The organism is Streptomyces parvulus (genome assembly GCF_014648855.1).
Lineage (GTDB): Bacteria > Actinomycetota > Actinomycetes > Streptomycetales > Streptomycetaceae > Streptomyces > Streptomyces parvulus.
The window spans coordinates 13455-30713 of the sequence record NZ_BMRX01000030.1 but is presented as its reverse complement, the minus strand read 5'-3'; the positions used below and the strand labels follow the sequence as shown (position 1 = coordinate 30713).

Here is a 17259-nt window from a genome sequence, read left to right as displayed (position 1 = left end):
CTCGCCCGGACCCGGGAAACCGACCTCGCCGCCTACTCCCACCAGGACATACCGTTCGAACGACTGGTGGAAGCCATCAACCCCCGGCGCTCACTGGCCCGCAACCCCCTCTTCCAGGTCGTCTTCGGCCTGGACGCCACCGGCGGCAGTGCGCTGAACCTGCCCGGTCTGACCGTCGGCCAGGAGCGGGTCCCGTTCGAGTACAGCAGGTTCGACCTGGCCTTCAATCTCGTCGAGCAGTACGGAGACGACCACCGTCCGGCGGGGCTCAGCGGCCTGCTGCACTACAGCACGGAACTCTTCGACCGGGAGAGCGCCGAAGCCGTCGTGGCCCGCATGGTGCGCGTGGTGGAGGCGGCCGCGGCGGATCCGGACCAGCGGCTCGGACAGGTCGAGATCCTCTCCGCGCGGGAGCGGCGGCAGGTTCTGGCGGACTGGAACGACACGGGTGCCGAGGTCGCCGACGCGACCCTGCCCGCACTCTTCCAGGCGCAGGCGGCCCTCACGCCGCGGCGGCCTGCGGTACTCGCCTCGGACACCGATCTGACCTACGGCGAGCTGAACGAGCGGGCCAACCGCCTGGCCCACCACCTGATCGCGCGGGGGGCCGGTCCGGAGCGGTTCGTCGCTCTCGCCCTGCCGCGTACGGCGCAGACCATGGTGGCGCTGCTCGCCGTGCTGAAGGCGGGAGCGGCCTACCTGCCCCTCGACCCGGCCTACCCGGCGGACCGGATCGCCTACCTGCTGCGGGACGCCGACCCCGCGCTCGTGCTCACCGTCGAGGAGACCGAGGGGATGTTCCCGGCGGACTCCCGGACTCCGCGCCTGGTCCTGGACTCCCCCGAGGTCGTCGCCGCCCTGGCGAGCCGGCCCGGCACCGACCCGACCGACCGTGACCGGATCAGTCCCCTGCGGTCGCCGCACCCGGCGTACATCATCTACACCTCGGGCTCCACCGGCCGCCCCAAGGGTGTCGTCGTGACCCACGACAACGTGGCCAACCTGGTCGCCTGGGCGCGGGACGAGTTCGGTGAACGGGCTCTGGCGCACGTCGTGTTCACCACGTCGCTCAACTTCGACGTCTCGGTGTTCGAGATGTTCGGCCCGCTGCTGACCGGTGGTCGCATCGAAGTACTGCGCGATCTGCTGGCCCTCGGTGACCGGCGGGCGGACGACCGTTCGCCGGTGCTGGTGAGCGGGGTTCCGTCCGCGCTGGCCCGGATCGTGTCCCAGAGCGACGTGCGCACCACGGCGGAGACCGTGGTGTTCTGCGGCGAGGCGCTGAGCGCCCGGGCCGCGACCGAGGTCAAGGAGGAACTGCGGGCCGGCCGCGTCTACAACGTCTACGGCCCGACCGAGGCGACGGTGTACGCCACCGTCTGGTCCACGGACGCCGCCGTCACACAGGCTCCGTCGATCGGCCGCCCGCTGCACAACACGCGGACCTATGTCCTGGACGCCGCTCTGCGGCCGGTTCCGGCGGGGGTCGCCGGTGAGCTGTACATCGCGGGTGCGGGGCTGGCTCGGGGTTACTACGGGCGGGCGGGCCTGACGGCGGAGCGGTTCGTGGCCGACCCCTTCGGTCCTTCCGGCAGTCGTATGTACCGCACGGGGGACCTGGCCCGCTGGTCGGCCGAGGGCCTGCTGGAGTTCGTGGGCCGGGCCGACGACCAGGTCAAGATCCGCGGCTTCCGCATCGAACTCGGCGAGATCGAGGCCGTACTGGGCCGCCACCCCGGACTCGCCCAGGTCGCCGTCATCGCCCGCGAGGACCAGCCCGGCGACAAGCGCCTCGTCGCCTACGTCGTCGGGCCGGCCGGGGACGGCACGGTGGACACCGAGGCGCTGCGCGCCCACGCGGCCGGCCTGCTCCCCGAGTACATGGTCCCCAGCGCGTTCGTGGTGCTCGACCGCCTCCCGCAGACCGCCAACGGCAAGCTCGACCGGCGTGCCCTGCCGGCCCCCGTCTTCGCGACGGACGCGGCGGGGCGCGGGCCGCGCAGCCCGCGCGAGGAGATCCTGTGCGGCCTGTTCGCCGAGGTCCTGGGCGTGCCCGCGGTCGGGATCGACGACAGCTTCTTCGAGCTGGGCGGCCACTCCCTGCTGGCGGTCCAGCTGATCAACCGGGTCCGGGACGTCCTGGGTGACGAGCTGCCCGTGCGGGCCCTCTTCGCCGCGCCCACCGTCGCCCTGCTGGCCGAACAGGCGGGCCGGTCCCCGGCCGGCGAGGAGTTCGACGTACTGCTGCCCATCAAGGACGGCGAGGGCGGCGGCCGGACGGTCTTCTGCGTCCACCCGGTGAGCGGGATCGGCTGGTGCTACGCGCCACTGGCGGGCATCGCCTCCCCGGACTGCTCGGTCTACGCCCTCCAGGCGCGAGGCATGGACGGGAAGGGCGGGCTCCCGGCGTCGATCCGGGAGATGGCGGCGGACTACGTCCGCCAGATCCGCGCCGTACAGGAATCGGGGCCCTACCACCTGCTGGGCTGGTCCTTCGGCGGTGTCGTCGCCCATGAGACGGCCGTCCAGCTGCGGGCGCTGGGCGAGCGGGTCGAGACGCTGGCGCTGCTCGACGCCTACCCCGCGCACGAGGACGGGACGGCGCTCCCGCTCTCCGAGGACGAGGTGGCGGCGGGACTCGCCGAGTTCTTCGGCGTACGGGCCGCGCACGACGAGGAGCCGCTGACGTTGACGGGCCTCGTGGCGGCACTGCGCCGGGACCGGAGCCTGTTCACCGGACTCGCCGAGCGGCACCTGGACGAGATCGCGGCGATCTACCGGAACAACCACCGGATCCTGACCGAGCACGTTCCCGGGGAGTTCGACGGGGACGTCCGGTTCTACGAGGCGGGACGCGACAGGCCCGCCGGCGTGGACACCGCGGCCTCGTGGAACGCACACGTGTCGGGGCGGCTCGACGTCACCCGGATCGCCCACAGCCATGCGGAGATGGCCCGGCCGGAAGCCCTGACCGAGATCTGGCCGGGCATCGCGGGGACGGGGTGACGGTGAGCGCCCGGACGACACCCTCGGAAGCGAAAGGAGAAAGCGAGACATGACACCCGAGATCGATCAGCTCTTCCAGGACGTCAAGGACCGGCACGGAGCCGGCTCCATCACCCGCGTCGAGGAGATGGTGTACGCCAAGCGGCAGGAGCGCCATCCGCTGCAGAAGGACGCCAAGTGGATCCTGCCGGGCATCTCCCAGAGGCCCTGGCACGACCCCTACGGGCATCCGGGGATCGAGCCCGTCGTCCGCGCCTTCGAGGCCGGGCACGACGCCATCAAGCGGGAGCTGGCGGCGGCGTGGTCCGATCGCAAGAGCGCCTTCTCCGACTACGAGCACTATCTGACCCGCCAGGAGAACTGGCAGGCGCTGTACCTCTTCCGGGACGGCGCGCCGGTCGAGTCCTCGGCGCCCCTGGTGCCCACCGCCTACGACGTCCTCACCCGCGAGGTCGTCGAGCAGGGCAAGCTCTGCCCCCTGCTCGAATGCCACTTCTCCACGCTGCTTCCCGGCGCCTCGATCGCCCCGCACTGCGACCTGTGGAACTTCAGCATCAACCTGCACCTCGCCGTGGACATCCCCGAGGGGTGCGGCATCACGGTCGCCGGCGAGACGCGGCGCTGGGAGGAGGGCAAGTGCCTGCTGTTCGACTACTCGTTCGTGCACGAGGCGTGGAACAACGGCACCAGGCCGCGCACCTGTCTCCTGGTGGACCTGTGGCACCCGGAGACGACGGTCCCCGAGCGCGAGGCGCTCACCGCTCTGATCACCGAGATCCGCCGGCTGATGGGTTAGGCCCTGGGCCCCCGCGCGGGGCGCGCGTGACGCGGCCCCCTCCCGGTCTCGACGGGAGGGGGCCGCCTGCGTTCTCGGGGCCGCCGGTCAGACGGCGTAGTCGGCCAGTTCGGCGGCCAGGGGGGCCTCCACGTTGGCCTTGATGCGGGTGCCGTCCTCCTCGTGGGTCTCGGCGAGGACCTCGCCCAGGGAGTGGATGCGGGCGACCAGGTGTCCGGCCGTGTAGGGGAGCAGGACCTCGATCTCGGTGTCGGGGTGCGGGAGTTCCCGCTCGATCCGGGCGCGCAGGGCGTCGATGCCGTCACCGGAGCGGGCCGAGACGGTGATCGCGCCGGGCTCGGCGGCGAGCAGGCGGTCCAGGGTCTCCGGGTCGGCGACGTCCGCCTTGTTGATGACGACGACCTCCGGCACGCCCGCCCCGCCGACCTCGCCGACGACGGCGCGGACCGCCTCGATCTGCGCCTCGGGGTCCGGGTGCGAGCCGTCCACGACGTGGAGGATCAGGTCCGCCTCGGCGACCTCCTCCAGGGTGGAGCGGAAGGCATCGACCAGCTGGTGGGGCAGGTGGCGCACGAAGCCCACGGTGTCGGCCAGGGTGTAGGCGCGTCCGCCGGGCGTCTCGGTGCGGCGCACGGTCGGGTCCAGGGTGGCGAACAGCGCGTTCTGCACGTGCACACCGGCCCCGGTGAGCCGGTTGAGCAGGGAGGACTTGCCGGCGTTGGTGTAGCCGGCGAGGGCGACGGAGGGCACCTTGTTCCGGCGCCGTTCCTGCCGCTTGAGGTCCCGGGAGGTCTTCATGTCCTCGATGTCCCGGCGCATCTTGGCCATCTTGTCGCGCAGCCGCCGCCGGTCCGTCTCGATCTTGGTCTCGCCGGGGCCGCGGGTGGCCATGCCGCCGCCCCCGCTGCCGCCTCCGCCCATCTGCCGGGAGAGCGACGCGCCCCAGCCGCGCAGCCTCGGCAGCATGTACTGCATCTGCGCGAGGGCGACCTGGGCCTTGCCCTCGCTGGAGGTGGCGCGCTGGGCGAAGATGTCGAGGATCAGGGCGGTGCGGTCGACCACCTTGACCTTCACGACCTCCTCCAGCCGCACCAGCTGGGCCGGGCTCAGCTCGCCGTCGCACACGACGGTGTCGGCGCCGGTCTGCTCCACCAGGTCGCGCAGTTCGGCCGCCTTGCCGGAGCCGATGTAGGTGGCCGGGTCCGGCTTGTCCCGGCGCTGGACGACCCCGTCGAGGACGAGGGCTCCGGCGGTCTCGGCGAGGGCCGCCAGCTCCGCGAGCGAACTCTCGGCCTCGGCGACCGTGCCGGAGGTCCAGACGCCGGCGAGCACCACGCGTTCCAGGCGGACCTCGCGCTGCTCGACCTCGACGACGTCCCTGAGGTCGGTGGACAGACCGCTCACGTGTCGCAGGCCGGTGTCCTCGGTGGCGTCGATGGCGTCGGCGGTGCCGATGACGTTCCGGGTCCGGGGCGTTTCGTTCGTGTGGTTCGTCAACGTGTTCCTTTCGGTTTCCCGCGGTTCGGGAGCGGTGGGGGGTCGGGGCCCGCGGGGCCGGTGGCCCCGCGGGCCCGGTGGCGGGCTCAGGGTGCGAGACGTCCGGTGAGCCGTATGTCGGCCGACGAGGAACCGACCTGGACGTCCCGGGCCCCGGGGGCCGGCTGCCAGGCGTCGCGGGCGGTGTCCCAGTACTGGAGGGCGCGGGCGCCGACCGGGACGGTGACGCGCTTCTCCTGGCCCGGCGCGAGCGTCACCTTGGTGTATCCGGCGAGCTTCCTGACCGGCTGGGCCGCGCCGGTCTCCGCGCTCGCGCCGAGGTAGACCTGGACGACCTCCTTGCCGGCGCGGGCACCGGTGTTGCGCACGGTGACCCGCACCGCGGCGCCGGTGGCGGTGCGCTCGACGGCCAGGTTCCGGTAGGCGAACGAGGTGTACGACAGGCCGTGGCCGAACGCGAAGAGCGGCCGCACGCCCTGCTGGTCGTACCAGCGGTGGCCCACGTGCACGCCTTCGCTGTACTCCTGCTCGCCGTTCACGCCGGGGAAACGCTCGGGGTGTCCGGCCATGGGGTGGGCGTCCTCGGCCGCGGGGAACGTCTGGGTGAGCTTCCCGCCGGGGTTGGCGTCCCCGTACAGCAGGGCGGCGGTGGCCTGGGCGCCCTCCTGGCCGGGGTACCACATCTGGAGTACGGCGGCGGTGTCGTCGAGCCACGGCATGAGCACCGAGGAGCCGGTGTTGAGGACCACGACGGTGTTGGGGTTGGCCTCGGCGACGGCCGCGACCAGCCGGTCCTGTCCGTCGGGCAGGGACAGCGAGGGCCGGTCGTAGCCCTCGGAGCCCTCGTCCTGGGCGAAGACGACGGCGGTCTCGGCGGCGGCCGCGGCGGCCACCGCCCGGTCGAAGTCGGCGGCGGCCTGCTGCGGGGTGACCCAGGTCAGGTCCACTTCCAGCGGGCGGTCCGGCCACGCCCAGCCGCTCATGGTGACCCGGTGGGTGCCGCGGGTGAGCCTCATCGGGACGCTGGTGGTGTCGCTGAAGGAGTCGGCGGCGTAGACCGGGGCCTGGCCGTCGATCTGGAGGATCGCCATGCCCCCGTCGACCCGCACGCCGATGCGGTAGTCGCCGTCGGCGGGCACGGTCAGGGTGCCCTCGTAGAACTGGCGGTCGCCGCCCGCGTCGAGCTGCTTGCCGTTGGTGAAGGCGGGGCTGAGGTTCTCCGTGGACAGGGGGGCGCCGAGGCGGTCGATGCCGGGTTCGTAGGTGACGGACGCGCCGGCGCCCGCGCGCTCGCGCAGCAGGTCGACGGGTGCCGCCGCGGCGTCCGGGACGACGTGGGCGCTGCCCAGGCCGGAGACCTTGGGGCGCTTGGCGCTGTCGCCGATGACGGCGAGGTCGGAGCCGGCCGTGCCGGTCAGCGGCAGGGCGGGGCGGTCGCCGGTGGTGGTGTTGCGCAGCAGGACGGCGCCGTTCTCGGCGATCTCGCGTGCGGTGGCGCGTCCCGCGGCGGTGTCGCGTGCGGGGCGGGCCGGGGCGGTGGCGGCGAGCAGCCCGAAGCGTTCCATCCGGCCGACGATGCGGGTGACGGCGGTGTCGAGGGCGGCCTCGGGGACGGTGCCGTCCTGGACGGCGGCCTTGAGGGCGGCTCCGAAGTACTTGGTGTCGGGGACGGGGTCGGTGGGCTTGCCCATCTCCAGGCCCAGTTCCTGGTCGAGTCCCTTGGTGAGGTCGGTGGTGGCGTGGGTGGCCAGCCAGTCGGACATGACCCAGCCCTTGAAGTCCCACTGGTCGCGCAGCACCGACCGCAGCAGTCCGTCGTTGCCGCAGGAGTGGGCGCCGTTGACCTGGTTGTAGGAGCACATCACGGCGGCGGCGCCGGCGTCGACGGCGGCCTGGAAGGCGGGGAGTTCGACCTCGTGGAGGGTCTGCTCGTCGATGGCCGCGTCGATGGTGAAGCGGTCGGTCTCCTGGTTGTTGCCGGCGAAGTGCTTGACGGTGGCCATCAGGCCCTGGCTCTGGATGCCCTGGATCTCGGCGGCCGCGGTGCGGGAGGTGACGAGCGGGTCCTCGCTGAAGGTCTCGAAGTTCCGTCCGCCGTGCGGCACCCGGATGGTGTTGACCATGGGGGCGAGCACCACGTCCTGGCCGAGGGCCCGGCCCTCGTGCCCCAGCACCTTGCCGTACTCGCGCGCGAGGGAGTCGTCGAAGGTGGCGGCGAGCGCGGTCGGGGTGGGCAGTGTGGTGGCGCGGGTGCCGTTGAGGCGTATGCCGGTCGGGCCGTCGGAGACCTGGAGCTGGGGTATGCCGAGGCGGGGGACGCCGGGCAGGTGGCCGACGCCGCGGGCGAGCGGTCCGCCCTCGGGGCCGGCGGTCCAGTGCACGAACGACAGCTTCTCGTCCAGGGTCATCCGGGCGACCAGGGACTGGACGCGGGCGCTCGCCCCCGGCACGGCGGAGGGGGCGGACGCCGGGGCCGCCGTGGCCGGGGTGAGCAGGCCGCTCGCGCACCCGAGGGCCACCGCGGCGGCCAGCAGTCGGGCGGGCCGGCGGACCAGGTCGCGCCGGGCGCGGGCGCCGGTGCCGGTAGGGGGGTGGAGGCGGGGTCTTGGCTCCCTTGACCCGCGGCGGAAGAGCATGAGGTCTCCGTAGGTTGTCGGACGGCCCGGGCGGGCCGGTCGTGGCTGACGGCATGTCATGTCGTCCCCTCCGCCCCGCGCACTCGGCCCTGCTCTCCCGCGAGGGAACGTAACTTCCCTTTTGGGCTCGGGCAATTGGCCGGCCAGAGGCACGGAAGGGGCGGCGCGGTCGCCGCTAGGGCGGACGTACGGGGGTGGGAGGACGGCCGGAGCTGCGGATTCCGTGTGCGCTCCGGGCCGTGGGCCCTCGGGCCGGCACCGCGCGGTACGGCCGGGCAGGCCCCGGCGTCCGCCGCGGGGCGCCGGCGCGGCGGCGGTCCTCCAGGGGACTTCGAGCGGATGTCGAGCGGTTCTCCGGTGGATGTCCTGCGCGGACCGGCGGTGCTAGCCGCGTGGTACGGGGCCGGCCTCAGGGGCGCAGGCCGACGAACAGGCCGCGGCCGGAGGGTCCGCCGGGAAGGAACTCGGCGGCCAGTCCGGCGCGTTCGAAGGCCAGCTCGTAGGCGGAGCGCGGGAAGAGGGTGATGCGGTGGCTCTCCGCAAGGTGCTCGACGCCCTCCCCGGGTTCGGCGACGAGGTAGTGCACGTCGATGCGGGTGGCACCGTCCTCCAGCCGGGAGTGGGAGACCCGGGAGATCGTCTTGCCCTCGGCCTCCACCACCGCGGCGCCGACGTAGCCGGGGGTGAACGTCTCGGGGAACCACCAGGGTTCGACCACGACGACACCGCCGGACTCGGTGTGGGCGGCGAAGGCGGCCAGGGCGGCGTCGAGTTCGGCCTGGTCGGTCATGTGGCCGATCGAGCTGAACATGCAGGTGACGGCCGAGTACGTGGTGCCCAGGGCGAAGTCGCGCATGTCGCCGCGGTGGACGGTGGTGCCGGGGTTGCGGTGCCGGGCCGCGGCGAGCATGTCCGGGGAGAGTTCCAGGCCCTCGACGCGCTCGAAGCGGGCGGCGAGGTGGGACAGGTGGAGACCGGTGCCGCAGGCCACGTCCAGGAGGCTGCGGGCACCGGGGGCGCGGGCGGCGACCAGATCGGCCAGGTCGGCGGCCTCTCCGGCGTAGTCCTTGCCCTTGCCCTGGTGCACCAGGTCGTAGACCCGGGCGATGGCGCCCGTGTAGCCGTCGGCGGGACGGGCGTCGGTGGTGGTCACTGGGACTCTCCTCGGCGTCGGGGGGTGGGGCGGGATCGGGCGGCCGTGAGCTGCTCCAGCCGGGTCACGACGGCGGCCGGAGTGGGGTCGGCGAGGACCTGGGCGCGCAGCCGCTTCGCTCCCGCGGCCAGCGCCGGGTCCTCGACGGCCCGGACGATCGCGGCGCGCAGCGTCCCGGTGTCCAGCTTGTCCGGCGGCAGGTCGATGCCCGCGCCGGCCTCGGCGTGCAGCAGGGCCTTGAGCGGGGCGTCCCACAGGGCGCCGACGATGATCTGCGGCACGCCGTGCAGGGTGGCGGTGGAGTGGGTGCCGGCGCCGCCGTGGTGGACGATGGCCGAGCAGGTCGGCAGCAGGGCGTCCAGGGGCACGAAGTCGACGACGCGGATGTTCTCGGGAAGCGCGTCGCGGTCGGCGAGCTGGGCGGCGTCGAGGGTCGCGACGATCTCGGCGTCGACGTCGCCGAGGGCGTGCAGCAGGTCCTCGAAGGGGACGGCGTCGCGGCCGAAGGTCTCGCGGGCGGAGACCCCGAGGGTGAGGCAGACCCGGGGGCGGGAGGGCGGTGTGAGCAGCCAGTCGGGCACGACGGAGGGGCCGTTGTAGGGGACGTAGCGCATGGGCAGGACGTCGCCCACCGCCGGGAGCCGCAGGCTCGCGGGGGCGGGGTCGATGGTCCAGTCGGCGGTCACGATCCGTTCGACGGCCTCGGCGTCGGCGGTGACGCCGTGCCGCTCCAGCGTCCAGGTCAGCCACTCCGCCATCGGGTCCTCGCGCCGCTCGGCGGGCTGGCGGCTCAGCAGGTCGAGGAACTGCGCGCGGGCGTTGAGGACGACGTCCGGGCCCCACAGCACCCGGGCGTGCGGGGTTCCGGTCACGTGCGCGGCGATGGCGCCGGCGTAGGTGAAGGGCTCCCAGACGATCAGGTCGGGCCGCCACGAACGGGCCACGTCCACCAGGTCGTCGATGGTGGTGTCGCCGTTGAGCGGCGCGAACGACATCGCGGTCATCATGGTCTGCTGGCCGAGGGCGTGCTCCCAGCCGAACGGCAGGTGGCGGGTCTCGGCGAAGTCCAGTCCCCGCTGGTACGGGGTGGGGTCGCCGGCGATCTGCGTCATCAGCTCGGTGATGGAGTCCAGGTCGCCGACGGGCTGGGCGGTCAGGCCGGAGCCGTTGACGACCTCGGTGAGGGCGGGCTGGCTGGCCACCCTGACCTCGTGGCCGGCCGCGCGCAGCGCCCAGGCCAGGGGCACCAGGGGGTGGTAGTGGGTGTTGTGCGCGAAGCACGTGATCAGGACGCGCATGGCGTCGACTCCCTCTTGGCGACCGGGAAACGGGCGGGGGCGAGCAGGACCGGCGACCGCGGGCGGATGACCGGTTCGCCGGCCTCCCGCAGGTGGGGCAGCGTCTCGGCCAGCGTGCGCAGCGCGGCCCCGGCGATCGAGGTGATCAGGGGCGCGGACAGGGCGAAGTGCAGGTCCGGGGCGAGGCCCAGGGGCGCGGCGCCGGCCGGTGCCCCGGGGTCGCGGCCGGCCGCGGCCATCAGCACGGCGACCCGCGCGCCCGCGGGCAGCTCGGTCCCGGCGAGGGTGGTCTCCGTGCGGGTGGTCCTGGTCTCCAGGCGGACCGGCGGGGCCGTCCGCAGGGTCTCCCGTACGGCTTCCGCGGCGAGCGCGGGGTCGGCGGTGAGGCGCTCCCAGGCGCCGGTGCGGGCGCGCAGGCGCCGTACGGTGTCGACGATGAGGACGGCGGTGGTCTCGGCGGCGCTCACGGCCAGGACGGCGGCCGCGCGGGCCGTGTCCGCACCGGCCCCACCGCCCGCCTCGGACAGGTGCCGGGCGAGCAGGGCGGCGACGGTGGCCTCGGCGGTGCGGGTCGCGCGGGCGGTGGCGTACGGCTGGGGGCAGACCAGGCCGTCGAGGGCGTGCCGGCAGTCGGGCAGGACGCGGGCGAACTCCTCGTGGGCGGCGTCGGGCAGGCTGAACTGCTCGGCGAGGACGGGGCCGGGCAGCCGGCGGGCGAAGTCCTCGGCGAGGTCGAAGTGCTCACCGCAGCCCTCCAGGAGCCGCCGGGCGTAGGTGGCGGCGCGCTGCGCGACGCAGTTCTCCTCCCGCGCCCACAGCAGCGGACCGCCGAACGCGGTCAGCGGGGCGAGGCGGGCGGCGGTGGCGCGGTCGAGGGAGAGCAGTTCGCTGCGCAGGGGCAGGCCGTCCAGTCCGACGGGTGTGCCGTCGGGTCCCGTGCCGTCGAAGGCCGGGTCGGTGAGCACCTGTTCGGCGACGACGCGGTGGGCGGTGACCCAGGTGTCCAGCGGCGCGCTGCGGTACAGCGGCCCCCACTCGCGGACCCGCTCCTCGTGGCGCGCCGGGTCGTCGGCCCCTGCCCGCAGCAGCAGCCCGTATGGGTCGCCCTCGGTGCCGGCGAACCACTGGGCGGCACGGGTGAGCTGGTTGCGCCGCGCGACGAGTGCCTCGGCGAGGCCGGCGCGCGGGCGGGCTGCGGGGGCGGGCTCGGTGACGACGGGTTCCGCGGCGGTGGGCTCGGTGGCCGGTGGCTCCGAAGGCGGGCTGCCGGGGGAGGCGGGCTCGACGGGCGGCACGGCGGTCAGCCGCTTCGCGGGTGCCGGTCCGGCGGGCGACGGGTCGGTGCGGGTCCGGTCCGCGGGCAGGGGCTCGGCGGACAGTGGCTCGGCGGTCATGTGCGGCTCCTCATCTGTCGCCGCCGGGCAGCGCTCCGGTCCACGCGTCGATCGCTCGGGCCGTGTCCGGGGCGTGCTCGGTCATCATCGTGAAGTGGTTGCCGGGGATGTCGGCGGTGGTGTGGGCGCCGTCCCACACCGAGCACCAGTCCCGGTCCGGGTCGGTCCAGGGGGCCATCGGCAGGCCGGCCCGGAGGTGGAGCACGGGGGCGCGGGTGGGCGACGGCCTCCAGTCCTGGAGCAGCCGGTGGTAGGCGCCCATGGCGGTGAGCCGGGTGTCGTCGAGGGGCACGACCGCGCGTTCGCCGGCCCAGCGCAGCATGACGTCCCGCCAGACGCCCATCGCTCCGGGGTCGGCGGGTGTGTAGACGTCGGCGAGGACGAGGCCGGCCGGCGCGGTGCCGCCGGCGCGCTCCAGATGGTCTGTGAGGGCGTGGGCCAGGTTGGCGCCGGCCGAGTGGCCGACCAGGACGTAGGGCCTGCCCCCGGTGTGCTCGGAGAGCGCGTCGGCGTGTGCCGCGCACAGGGCCGCCAGCGACCGCGGCAGCGGCTCGCCGGTCCTGAACCCCGGCTGGGGCAGGGCGAGTACGGTGCGCCGCCCGGCCAGCGCGGCGGCGAGGGCGGTGAACTCCGCCGGGCCGGAGACGGCGGCGGTGCCGGCCAGCGCGACGAGCAGCGGCCCGCCGCCGGAGCCCTCGGGCCCGTCCGCGAGCCGGACGGGGCGGGTCGGGCGCCGGGTCTCGGTGGTGAACACCGGGCGCAGCGCGGCCACGCCCGACAGGGCGTCCACGGCGTCGCCGACCCGGCCGGCGTCCAGCGCGGCGCGGTAGAGGGCGACCAGGGTGCCGTCGCCGCCCGAGCCGGTGGCGCGCCGGGGGTCGGGCTCCTCGCGGCCCAGAAGGTCCAGCAGGTGGGCGGTGAGCGCCTCGGGGGTGTCGTGCTCCAGGAAGGTCTCCGGCGCCAGGACGGTCCCGGTGGCGGCGGACAGCCGGCGCCTGAGGCGGGTGACGGCGAGGGAGTCGAAGCCGCTGTGGGTGAACGTCGTGTCGGTGGACACCTCGTCGGCGCCGTCGAGGCCCAGAACGGCGGCGGCCTCGGCGCACACCAGGGTGCGGACGGCGGTGGTGCGGGCGGCCGGATCACGGCCGGCGAGTTCGCGGCGCAGGTCGCGCGGGGCGGTCCGGGGCGTCTCGTGGCCGTCGCGGTCCGGGTCTTCGCGGTCCGGGTCTTCGCCGTTCGCGGCGTCGGGGCCGGTCGCGCCGGTCAGTTCGGCGATGAGGGGGCTGGAGCGGTAGCCGGTGAAGCCGGCGGCGAAGCGGGGCCAGTCGGTGTCCGTGACGGTGACGGCCGTCTCGCTCGCGCCGACGGCGCGCAGGAGTTCGGTGAGCGCGTCGTCGGGGTCCATGGGACGCACTCCGTGGCGCCGCAGGTGCGCGGCGCCCGCGCCGTCCCCGAGGTCGCCCATGCCGCCGCCGCCCCAGAGCCCCCAGGCGACGGACGTGGCGGCCGGCCCCCGGGCGCGACGCCGCTCGGCGAGCGCGTCCAGTGCCGCGTTCGCCGCACCGTAGGCACTCTGCCCGGCGCTGCCCCACACGCCGGCTCCCGACGCGTACAGCACGAACGCGTCCAGCTCCAGCGTGCGCGTCAGTTCGTCCAGGTGCAGCGCGCCCGCCACCTTCCCCGCGTACACGTCGCGGACGAGGTCCGGGCCGCTCTCGGTGAGCGGGGCGAGCTGGGGAACGCCCGCCGCGTGGAACACGGCGCTCAGCGGGGCGTCGGCGGGGACGGCGGCGAGCACGGCGGCGAGCGCGTCGCGGTCCCCGACGTCGCAGGCGGCGAAGGTCACCTTGGCGCCCAGTGCGAGGAGTTCGGCCTCCAGGGCGTCGGCGCCGGGCGCGCCGCGTCCGCGACGGCCCACCAGCAGCAGGTGGCCGGCGCCCTCGCGGGCGAGCCGGAGCGCGAGCCGGCCGCCGAGGGCACCGGTGCCCCCGGTGATCAGTACGGTGCCGCGCGGCCGGTACGGCGTGGTCGGGGCGGGCCGGGGCGCGGGGGTGAGCCGGCGGCCGTGGAGCCCGTCGGCGCGTACGGCGACCTGGTCCTCGTCGCCGGTGAGGACGGTGGCGAGCCGGTCCCAGTCGGCGGGGCCGGGCCGCGCGGGCAGGTCGGCCAGGCCGCCCCAGAGGGCGGGCAGTTCGAGGGCGGCGGTGCGGCCGAGGCCCCACAGGGCGGCGCCCGCGACACCTGGGGTTTCGGTGGGCGTGACGGCCACGGCCGCCCGGGTGACGCACCACAGCCGGGCTGGTACGGCGCTGTCGGCGAGGGCCTGGGTGAGGGCCAGGGTGGCCCGTACGGCGGCGGGCACCGGGTCGGTCACCGAGTCGGTGGGGGACGCGGATTCGTCCACGGCGAGCAGGGAGAGTACGCCGGCGAGGAGGCCGGCCGCCGGGCCGGTGTGCGCGTCGCGCAGGGCGGCGGCGAGTGCGCGGCGGTCGGCGGTGGCCGGGTCGGCGGCGAGGCGGTGGACGGCGGCGCCCCGCGCGGTCAGGGCGCGCGCCGCCTCGTCGGCGGCGGCGGACCCGGCGCGGGGTTCGACCAGCAGCCAGGTCCCCGCCGGTGCGATGGGGCCGGGCGGTACGGGGCGCCAGGTGACGCGGTAGCGGCGGGGGCCGGTGACCCGGTCCGGGGTCCGCGGGGTGGGTTCGATCCAGTAGCGGCGGTGCTGCCAGGCGTACACCGGCAGCGTGAGCGCGGGACCCGGCCGGTCCGGGAGGAGACGGGCGCGGTCCAGGGAGGCGCCCCGGGTGTGGGCGGTGGCGACGCCCCGCAGCAGGGTGGCCGTCTCCTCGTGTCCTCGGCGCAGCAGGGGCACCGTGCCCGGGGCCGCGCCGTCGGCGAGGGTCTCCTCGGCCGCACCGCACAGCACGGCGTCCGGGCCGAGTTCCACGAAGGTGGCGGCGCCGAGGTCCCGGGCGGTGCGCACGGCGTCGGCGAAGCGGACCGTGCCGCGCACGTGCCGGGCCCAGTAGGCGCCGGTGCGCAGGTCGTCGCCGGTGGCGCGGCGGCCGGTGACGTCGGAGACCACGGGGATGCGGGGGGCCCGGTAGGTGAGGCGGTCCGCCAGCGCGCGGAACTCGTCCAGCATCGGTTCCATCAGCGGGGAGTGGAAGGCGTGGCTGACGGTCAGCGGCTTGGTCTTGTGGCCGAGGGCGCGCAGCGCGGCGCCGATCCGCTCGACGGAGGCGGCGGCGCCGGAGACGACCACGGAGCGAGGCCCGTTGACCGCGGCCACGTCCAGCAGCGGGTCGCCGTCGAGCAGGGCGCGGACCTCGTCCTCGGCGGCGCGTACGGAGAGCATCGCGCCGCCCGCCGGGAGGGCTTGCATCAGCCGGCCGCGGGCCGCGACCAGGGCGCAGGCGTCGTCGAGGTCCAGGACGCCCGCGGCGTGGGCGGCGGCGATGCCGCCCACGGAGTGGCCGAGCAGGACGTCGGGCCGCATCCCCCAGTCCTCCAGGAGCCGGAAGAGGGCGGTCTCCAGGGCGAAGAGCGCGGCCTGGGCGTTCTGGGTGCGGTGCAGGGCCTCGTCGTCGTCGAGGAGGGCGGCCAGCGGCCGGTCCAGCCGGGGGTCGAGGAGGGCGGCCACGGCGTCGAACGCCTCCGCGAACACGGGGTGCGCGGCGTGCAGTTCGCGGCCCATGCGCAACCGCTGGCTACCCTGCCCGGTGAAGAGGAACGCGGTCTTCGCGTCGCGGCGGAACACGCCCTGGGCGAGGGTGGGATGTTCCTCGCCGGCGGCGAGCGCGTCGAGACCGGCGGTCAGCCGCTCGGACGTCTCGCCGAGGATCACGGCACGGTGCTCGAAGGCGGACCGGGTGGCGGCGAGGGCGCGCCCGAGGTCGCCGGGGTCGGTGCCGGGTGCGGCGGCGAGGTACTCGCGCAGGACGGCCGCCTGGGCCCGCAGGGCCTTGGGGGAGCGCCCGGACACGAACCAGGGGACCAGGGCGGCGGAGCCGGTGGGAGCCGGGTCGGTGGCGGTCGGTGCGGCCGGTGACGGGGCGGGCGGTTCCTCCAGGACGACGTGGGCGTTGGTGCCGCCGACGCCGAAGGCGGAGACGCCCGCACGGCGGGGCCGGTCGGTGTCGGCGGGCCAGGGCACGGGCTCGGTCAGCAGGCGCACCCGGCCGGCCGACCAGTCCACGTGCGGGGTGGGCGTGCCGGCGTGCAGGGTGCGCGGCAGCCGGCCGTGGCGCAGCGCCTCGACCGTCTTGATGATGCCGCCGACCCCCGCGGCCGCCTGCGCGTGGCCGATGTTGGACTTCAGCGAGCCGAGCCACAGCGGGTGCCGCTCCGGCCGGCCGGGTCCGTAGACGTCGAGCAGTGCCTGGGCCTCGATGGGGTCGCCCAGCCGGGTGCCCGTGCCGTGCGCCTCGACGGCGTCGACGTCGTGCGGTTCGAGCCCCGCGTCGGCCAGCGCACGCCGGATCACCCGCTGCTGGGAGGGGCCGTTGGGGGCGGTCAGTCCGTTGCTGGCTCCGTCCTGGTTGACGGCGGTGCCGCGGATGACGGCGTGCACGGTCCGTCCGGCGCGCACCGCGTCGGAGAGCCTCTCCAGCACCAGGACGCCGACGCCCTCGGCCCAACCGGTGCCGTCCGCGTCGGCCGAGAAGGCCTTGCACCGGCCGTCGGGGGCCAGCCCCTTCTGCCGGGAGAACTCCACGAAGGCCGCCGCGTCCGGCATCACCGCCACGCCGCCCGCGAGCGCCAGGGCGCACTCGTCGCGCCGCAGGGCGGCGACGGCCAGGTGCACGGCGACCAGGGAGGAGGAGCAGGCCGTCTCGACGGTCATCGCCGGGCCTTCGAGACCCAGGACGTAGCTGACGCGCCCGGACAGCACGGCGTCCGCGCTGCCGGTGAGCAGATAGCCCTCCGAACCGGCCGGGATCCGGGCGGGGTCGGTGGCGTACTCGCCGTGGGCGGCGCCGACGTACACGCCGGTGCCGGACCCGCGCAGGGTGCGCGGGTCCAGGCCGGTGCGTTCCAGTGCCTCCCAGGTGGTCTCCAGGAGCTGCCGCTGCTGGGGGTCCATGACGACCGCCTCGCGCGGCGAGATGCCGAAGAACGCGGCGTCGAAGTCGGCCGCGCCGGAGAGGAACCCGCCCTCGGCGCAGTACGTCGTCCCCTGCGACTCGGGGTCCGGGTCGTACAGGGCGGCCAGGTCCCAGCCGCGGTCCCGCGGGAACGGTCCGACGGCGTCCGTCCCCGTCTCGACCAGCCGCCACAGTGCCTCGGGTGAGTCCACGCCCCCCGGGTACCGGCAGGCCATGCCGACCACGGCGATCGGCTCGTGCGCTGCCTCGGTCAGTTCCCGGTTGCGCCGGCGGAGCCGCTCCGTCTCCTTCAGTGAGGTCCGCAGCGCCTCCATCAGCTTCTCGGAGGACATGGCCATCGGTGAGGGTCACCTCTCTCGGCGGACGTGGCTGCG

General features: G+C 75.2%; 8 protein-coding genes. 2 read left to right on the top strand and 6 right to left on the bottom strand.

What is annotated here, in order from left to right; translation table 11 throughout:
* Nucleotides 1-3006, top strand: a 3006-nt coding sequence (locus IE108_RS34160) for a non-ribosomal peptide synthetase (protein WP_189397835.1), incomplete at its 5' end; no start/stop codon positions are given.
* Nucleotides 3007-3055: 49 nt separating this feature from the next.
* Nucleotides 3056-3802, top strand: coding sequence for an aspartyl/asparaginyl beta-hydroxylase domain-containing protein (locus tag IE108_RS34155; protein WP_079163902.1), 747 nt, complete (start codon nt 3056-3058; stop codon nt 3800-3802).
* An 87-nt stretch (nt 3803-3889) separates the two neighbouring features.
* Here the strand turns inward: IE108_RS34155 and hflX are convergent, their stop codons facing one another.
* The 6 genes from hflX to IE108_RS34125 all read right to left on the bottom strand — a co-directional run bounded on the left by hflX (nt 3890) and on the right by IE108_RS34125 (nt 17223).
* Complete coding sequence (gene hflX / locus IE108_RS34150) at nt 3890-5257, bottom strand: GTPase HflX (protein WP_064732506.1); 1368 nt, start codon at nt 5255-5257, stop codon at nt 3890-3892.
* Nucleotides 5258-5385: 128 nt separating this feature from the next.
* Nucleotides 5386-7935, bottom strand: coding sequence for a glycoside hydrolase family 3 protein (locus tag IE108_RS34145; RefSeq protein WP_079163900.1), 2550 nt, complete (start codon nt 7933-7935; stop codon nt 5386-5388).
* 409 nt (nt 7936-8344) lie between these two features.
* The gene (locus IE108_RS34140; protein ID WP_064732238.1) at nt 8345-9088 is read right to left on the bottom strand and encodes a class I SAM-dependent methyltransferase; all 744 of its coding nucleotides are present in this window, start codon (nt 9086-9088) and stop codon (nt 8345-8347) included.
* Nucleotides 9085-10386, bottom strand: a complete 1302-nt coding sequence (locus IE108_RS34135; protein WP_064732237.1) for an activator-dependent family glycosyltransferase — start codon at nt 10384-10386, stop codon at nt 9085-9087. The genes IE108_RS34140 and IE108_RS34135 overlap by 4 nt, the downstream gene beginning before the upstream one ends.
* The gene (locus tag IE108_RS34130) at nt 10374-11780 is read right to left on the bottom strand and encodes a cytochrome P450 family protein (RefSeq protein WP_064732236.1); all 1407 of its coding nucleotides are present in this window, start codon (nt 11778-11780) and stop codon (nt 10374-10376) included. The genes IE108_RS34135 and IE108_RS34130 overlap by 13 nt, the downstream gene beginning before the upstream one ends.
* Nucleotides 11781-11790: 10 nt before the next feature.
* On the bottom strand, nt 11791-17223 hold the full coding sequence (locus tag IE108_RS34125) for an SDR family NAD(P)-dependent oxidoreductase (protein ID WP_064732235.1): 5433 nt from the start codon (nt 17221-17223) through the stop codon (nt 11791-11793).
* Between the last annotated feature and the right edge of the window lie 36 nt (nt 17224-17259).